Here is a 6,485-nt window from a genome sequence, read left to right as displayed (position 1 = left end):
CCCGCCGCTCCGCGGCGTAGCCCGCCGAGAGGAGGTGGTCCAGGGGCACGTCGGCGTCGCCGTAGTACGCCTCGCGATCGGCGATGGCGAGCTTCTGCGCCTCGAGGATGGTGTGCGCGCCGATCGCGGTGGACGGGTCGAGGCGCTCGTCGTCGAACCCGTCGAGGATGGCGAGGGTCTGCAGCAGGGCCGGGCCCTGGCCCCACGGTCCGGTCTTGGCGATCGTGTAGCCGCGGAACTCGAGGGTGGTCGCCTCCTCGTAGCCGGCTTCGAAGCCGGCGAAGTCGTCGACCGTGAGGACGCCGGCGTGGTCGAGGCCGGAGGAGTGCCGGTGCGGCGTCCGGACGAACTCGGCGGCGGCCCGCGCGACCAGGCCGGTGCGCCATTCGAGGCGTGCTGCGTCGATCCGCTCGGTGCGGGTGGCGCCGTCCGAGGCCGCGCTGACGAGCGACCCGAGGACACGGGCGTAGGCCTCGTTGCGGATGACCTCGCCCTCGCGCGGGGGGCGGCCCTCGGGCATCCAGAGGGCCGCCGAGGTGGGCCAGTGCTCGGTGAAGAGATCCGCGACGGCGGCGATGGTGGCCCCCACGCGTCCGACGACCGGGTGGCCGTCGCGGGCGTAGCCGATCGCGAAGGCCAGCACGTCCTCCAGTTCCCACGTCCCGTGGTCGCGCAGCAGGACCAGCCAGGCGTCGACGGCGGCCGGGACGGCGGCGGCGAGGGCTCCGGCGCCGGGGACGAGTTCGAGGCCTTCGGCGAGGTAGTGCTCACGCGTGGCACCGGCCGGTGCCGGGCCCTGTCCCATGAGCACCACGGGCCGGCCCGGCTCGTCGGCCGTGGCGAAGACACCCGTCATGTCGCCGCCCGGTCCGTTGAGGTGGGGTTCGACGACGTGCAGCACGAACGCGCCGGCGACGGCGGCGTCGAAGGCGTTGCCACCGCGCTCGAGCACGGCCTGCGCGGAGGCGGTGGCCAGCCAGTGCGTGGACGCACTCATGCCGAAGGTGCCCTGGAGGGTGGGCCGCGTGGTGAAGGAGGGTGGGGGTGTGTACGTCATCGTCGTCACTTTCGGGTGGTGTTCGTCGGGTCGAAGGCGTCGCGGAGGGCGTCCCCGAACAGGTTGAAGGCGAGGCAGATCGCGGCGATGGCGATGCCGGGGAAGATGGCCGCGCTGGGTGCCCGGAAGATGTACTGCTGGGCGTCCGAGAGCATGATGCCGAGGCTCGGTGTGGGTGGCTGGATGCCGAGCCCGAGGAAGGACAGCAGGGCCTCGCCGATCACCGCGACGGGCATGATGACCGTCGCCTGGACGATGATGGCCGACGTCGCGTTGGGGAGCACGTGCCGCAGCATGATCCAGGTCGGCGACGCGTCCATGGTGCGGGCGCCGAGCACGAAGTCGCTCTCCTTGATGCGCAGCGTCTCGCCGCGCACCACCCGGATCATCGTCGGGATCTGGGCGATGCCGAGCGCGACCGCCGCGTTGCCGAGGCTGGGCCCGCTGATCGCGGCCAGTCCGACGGCGATGATGAGGAACGGGAAGGCGAGGGTGACGTCGGTCAGGCGTGAGATGACGGCGTCGAACCCGCGGGAGTACCCGGCCAGGAGACCGAGCGGCGTCCCGATGACGACTGCGAGGAGCACGGAGAGGACACCCACCTGCAGCGAGGTCTGGATCCCGAAGAGCAGACGGGAGAGGACGTCACGGCCGAGGTCGTCCGTGCCGAGCAGGAAGCCCTCGGTCAGGGGCCGCTGGAACGGGGTGTCGAAGTGCACCTCGGTGGGCGGATAGGGCGCGAGCACGGGGGCGAGGAGCGCGGCCAGCACGACGGCGACGAGCATCACGCCGCCGGTGATGCCCAGCGGGTTGGAGCGGAGCGAGGACAGGATGCGGCCGCGGCCGGAGCCCAGGCCTGCCCCGGCGGTTCCGGGGGGCAGTGTTTCGACGGCCATCAGTTGGCTCCTCCGACACGGATCTTGGGATTGACCACCGAGTACAGGATGTCCACGGCGAGGTTGATGAGGATGTAGCTGACGGTGATGATCAGCACCACGGCCTGGATGACGGGATAGTCGCGGGTGAAGACGGCGTCCAGGGTGAGCTTGCCGAAGCCCGGCAGCGCGAAGATCCGCTCGGTGACCACAGCCCCGGAGATGAGGCCACCGAGCTGCAGGCCCACGATGGTGACGACGACGATGAGCGAGTTCCGGAGCCCGTAGCGCACCAGCACACGGCCCCGTCCCAGCCCCTTCGCGCGGGCCGTACGGACGTAGTCGGTGGTCATGGTCTCGATCATCGAGGCGCGGGTCTGCCGCATGATCACCGCTGCGAGCCCGGTCCCGAGGATCAGCGCGGGCAGCGTGAGGTAGTACAGGCCCCGCAGCGGATCCGAGAGGACATCCACATAGCCTGAGGCGGGGAACCAGCCGAGCGTCACCGCGAGATACAGGATGGCGAGGATACCGAGCCAGAAGTTGGGGACGGACAGGCCCACCAGTGCGAAGGCGTTCGCCACCCATTCGGGCCAGCGGCCGCGGAACCGCTCGGCGATGACGCCGAAGAGGATCCCGACGACGATCGCCACGACGATCGCGTACGCCGAGAGCCAGAGCGTCACGGGCAGCGTGGTGGCGATCAGCTCGGTCACGGGTGTCCCCGTCCGGGTGGACTCGCCGAAGTCGCCGCGGAACATGTTGCGCACGAAGGCGAGGTACTGGGCCACGAGCGGCTGGTCGAGGCCCATCTCCGCGCGGACCGCGGCGAGTTGTTCCGGTGTCGCCTCCTCCCCCGCCATGGCGAGGGCCGGGTCGCCGGGAAGCTGGCGCACCCCGACGAAGACCACGATCGAGGCCAGGACCAGGGTGAGGACCGACTGCCAGAGTTTCGTGAACACGTAACGGCCCATGTCAGTTCTCCGTCTCGATGAATGCCGCGCCGCTGAGGTGCACGACGCCGTCGGCGAAGGTCTCCACACCGGCGATGTCGGTGCTGTACGCGGTCAGGCTCCGCTGCCGGTACAGGTAGATCAGGGGGTTGTCCTCGTGCAGCCGCTCCACGACGTCCCCGTACAGTGCCGCGCGTTCCGCGACGTCGTTGATCTGGGCCGCGTCGGTGAGCAGGTCGTCCACCTCGGGATTGCTGTAGCCGGAGTAGTTGTTGCCGCCGCCGGTCGAGAGGAAGTTGAACATGTTGCCGTGGGGGTCGATGCGTCCGGACCAGCCGAGTTGCAGCGCCTCGAAGTCGCCCTGGGACTGCACGTCGAGGAGCGTGGAGTACTCGACCGGCACCACGGTGAGGTCGAAGCCGCCGTCGGCGACCGCGGCCTGCAGCGCCTGACCGTAGCGCAGGGTGTCCGGGGTGTTGGTCACCTGCATCTCGATCGGGTACGGCGTCTCGACGCCGGCGTCCTCGAGCAGCTTCTTCGCGCCGTCCGGGTCGTACGGCGGGCACGCCTCGCTGGCCTCGGAGGCGTAGGGGCTGTCGGGCGAGACGGGTGAGCAGGCGGGTTCGAACCAGCTGTTGAACACCGTGTTGACGAGGGCTTCCCGGTCGATCGACATGGACAGCGCCAGGCGGATGGCCTTGTCCTGGGCGAGCGGCGTGGCGATGGTGCCCACGGGCTCCCCCACGCCGTCGGTGTTGCCGACGTTCACGGTGAGGCCCTGGTAGCCCAGCGAGCCGACCTGCAGCACTCCGAGCCCGTCCTCCTTGAGCAGGGCGTCGATGTCCTGCGGCGAGATGGTGTCGGCGACCTGCACGTCGCCGGAGCGCAGGTTCGCGGCCCTGATGTTCGCGTCGGTGATGATCCGGTAGGTGATGGTGTCCAGGTGCACGTTGGCGGCGTCGTAGTAGAGCGGATCGCGCTCGACGGTGATGGAGGTCTGCGGCACGCGGTCGACGAACTTGAAGGGTCCGACGCAGACCGGGCTGCTCCCGAAGTCCGCGCCCTTCTCCTCGATGGCCTCGGGCGAGAGCATCATGCCCGCGCGGTCGGCGAGCGCGGCCGCCAGCGGCGCGAAGGGCCGCTCGTAGCGGATCCGCACACGGTCCGGGCCGACGGCACGGATCTCCGTGATCGGCCCGAGCTCGCTCTTGCGGGTCGAGCCCTCGAGCGTGAGGTGGCGCTCCAGGGTGGCGCGCACGGCATCGGCGTCGAAGGGGACACCGTCGGCGAACACGGCGTCGGTGCGCACGGGGATTGTGACCGTGAGTCCGTCGTCCGAGATCTCCGGCAGCGCTGTGGCGAGCTGCGGTACGAGTTCCCCGTCGGCGTCGATGTCGTAGAGCTTCTGGCACATGGTCTGCATGACGTAGCGCGTGTAAAGGGACGATGACGTCGTCGGGTCGAGTTTGTCCGGCTCGGCGGAGAGTGCCATGACGAGGTCTCCTCCCTCACGGACTGCGGCGTCCCCGATGGGCACGCTGGTGACGTCCTCACGGACGGGGGCGGCCGGCAACGGCTGGACCGGCTGGCATGCGGTCAGGACCGTCACGGCGACGGCCGCGGCCGCCAGCAGTTCGGCGGCCCGGCCGGATCTCCTGCGGGGTGTCGGGGTGGGGGTGGAGTGCTGCATGGGGTTCCTCACGAACGGAAGGATGGAACTGCTTCTGCAGGGAGATCGAAAGATTGAATACAATCGCCTGTACGACGATAAGCTTCGTATACATTCGTTTCAAGGCTGTTACCGAGGGAATTCATGGGAAAGAAGAATCCGCGTATAGCGACCGACCGGCTCCACCTATGGCTCATGCTCGCCCTGACCTTCTCCACGGGCGTGATCGACGCCGTCGGCTACCTCGGCCTGGACCGGGTCTTCACGGGCAACATGACGGGCAACGTGGTGCTGCTGGGCATGGCCTTCGCCGGCGGGGCGGACCTGCCGATCCTCCGGCCCGCGCTGGCCCTCGTCTTCTTCATGGTCGGCGCCGCCCTCGCCGGGCGTGTCCTGCGGAAGGGCCCGGAGGGGTGGTCCGGCCGCACGTCGATCGCCCTCCTGGCCGTGACCGTGGGCCTGACGGCCCTCGCGGTGTACGTCGCCCTCGTGGACGTGCACGCCGAGGAGGTGCTGGGGAGCATCACGACGTCGGTGCTGGCGACGATGATGGGCGTCCAGGCCGCGACGGCGAAGCGCCTGAAGGTCGCCGAGATCACCACGGTGGTCGTCACGTCCACCATCACGGGCCTCGCCTCGGATTCCCGCCTCGCCGGCGGGAAGAGTCCCTTCTGGGCGCGCCGCTTCTCCGCCATTGCGCTGATCATGGCCGGAGCCGTGGTCGGCGCCCTGACCCTGACGGTGGATCTCTGGCTCGGCATCGCCGTATCGGCGCTGCTCTCCGCCGTCGTCACACTCCTCGGGCACCTGCGCCACCGGCGGGACCGCAAGGAATCCGTCGCAGAGAACGCCAAGGAATCCGCACTACGGTAGAAGCATGGAACAGGTTGACCGGCAGTTCGAATTCCACCGTTTGGCCCACTCGTGGCCGCAGCACCGCTGGTGGAGACCGCTCCTTACCGCACTGCTCGGAGTCGCCTTCTACCTGGTCCTCACGGTACTCCTGCTGATCGTCGGAGTGGTCCTCGCACTGAGTTCCTCGGCGGACATCGGGCCCTACCTCGACGCCGCAGCGGCGATCGACCTCGCCGATCCGGTGATCTTCGCCTTCACCCTGGCCTCGCTGATCCTCATGATCCCCGCCCTCGCGCTCGCTGTTCTGATCGTCGGGCCGCGGCCCCTCGGCCTGCTCTCCTCGGTGGCCGGCCGCATCCGCTGGCGCTGGCTGGGGGTCTGCGCCGTCGCGGCGCTGTCCGTCTTCCTCGTGAGCCTCGCCGTCTCGACGGGGATCGGCTTCCTCTTCCCCGAGGAGGCCGCCGCCGCCCCCGTGCAGCAGGACACGACGATCCTGCTCGTCCTGCTGGCCCTGTCCCTGTTCGCGGTCCCGTTCCAGGCCGCCGCGGAGGAGTACGTCTTCCGGGGCTTCCTGATGCAGGCGATCGGGAGCTGGCTGCGGCACCCGGCCTTCGCGATCCTGCTGCCCGTCCCGCTCTTCGTCCTCGGCCACGGCTACGACCCGCTCGGCCAGGCCGACGTCGCGGTCTTCGCTGTCGTCGCGGGCTGGCTCACGTGGCGGACCGGCGGCCTGGAGGCGGCGATCGCCGTCCACGCGATCAACAACATGACCATCTTCGTGCTCGGTGCGTTCGGGCTGGTCGACGTGAACTCGACCGACGGCTCCGTGAGTGGACTCGTCGTGTCCGTGGCGACCATGGCGGTGACCACGGTCGTCATCGTCCGCCTCGCGGACCGCCGTGGCATCGCCCGGACGCGCACCGCGGCCCCCCTGCCCGCCGTCCGGCGCCCGCCCTACCCCGCTTCCTCGGTCCCGGCCGGGATGCCCGCGCCGTTCGCCCGTGCCGGACAGGCACCGGTCGGCGCGACACCCTGGGCACAGGGGCCGGCGCTGCCGCAGTCACGGTCGCTGCCTC

General features: G+C 69.9%; 6 protein-coding genes. 2 read left to right on the top strand and 4 right to left on the bottom strand.

The genetic code is table 11. The features are described from left to right. From CVO76_RS14725 to CVO76_RS14710, 4 genes are all read right to left on the bottom strand, one after another. On the bottom strand, positions 1–1,057 hold a 1,057-nt coding region (locus CVO76_RS14725; protein WP_208739928.1), incomplete at its 3' end, for a gamma-glutamyltransferase. A 5-nt stretch (positions 1,058–1,062) separates the two neighbouring features. Next, complete coding sequence (locus tag CVO76_RS14720) at positions 1,063–1,953, bottom strand: ABC transporter permease (RefSeq protein ID WP_133082698.1); 891 nt, start codon at positions 1,951–1,953, stop codon at positions 1,063–1,065. Beyond that, on the bottom strand, positions 1,953–2,906 hold the full coding sequence (locus CVO76_RS14715; RefSeq protein ID WP_133082697.1) for an ABC transporter permease: 954 nt from the start codon (positions 2,904–2,906) through the stop codon (positions 1,953–1,955). Before CVO76_RS14715 ends, CVO76_RS14720 begins: the two co-directional genes overlap by 1 nt. Position 2,907: 1 nt before the next feature. Continuing rightward, on the bottom strand, positions 2,908–4,575 hold the full coding sequence (locus CVO76_RS14710; RefSeq protein WP_208739927.1) for an ABC transporter substrate-binding protein: 1,668 nt from the start codon (positions 4,573–4,575) through the stop codon (positions 2,908–2,910). Positions 4,576–4,698: 123 nt separating this feature from the next. Between CVO76_RS14710 and CVO76_RS14705 the strand changes: the two genes are divergently transcribed. Both CVO76_RS14705 and CVO76_RS14700 read left to right on the top strand, forming a co-directional pair. Beyond that, on the top strand, positions 4,699–5,427 hold the full coding sequence (locus CVO76_RS14705; RefSeq protein WP_133082695.1) for a YoaK family protein: 729 nt from the start codon (positions 4,699–4,701) through the stop codon (positions 5,425–5,427). A 4-nt stretch (positions 5,428–5,431) separates the two neighbouring features. After that, positions 5,432–6,485: CPBP family intramembrane glutamic endopeptidase (locus tag CVO76_RS14700; RefSeq protein WP_208739926.1), on the top strand; the 1,054-nt coding region annotated here is incomplete at its 3' end.

Source organism: Arthrobacter agilis, from assembly GCF_002953615.1.
In the GTDB taxonomy this organism is placed as follows: Bacteria; Actinomycetota; Actinomycetes; order Actinomycetales; family Micrococcaceae; genus Arthrobacter_D; species Arthrobacter_D agilis_B.
Note: the sequence above shows the minus strand (reverse complement) of the source record. Positions and strands in the feature narration are given on the sequence as shown.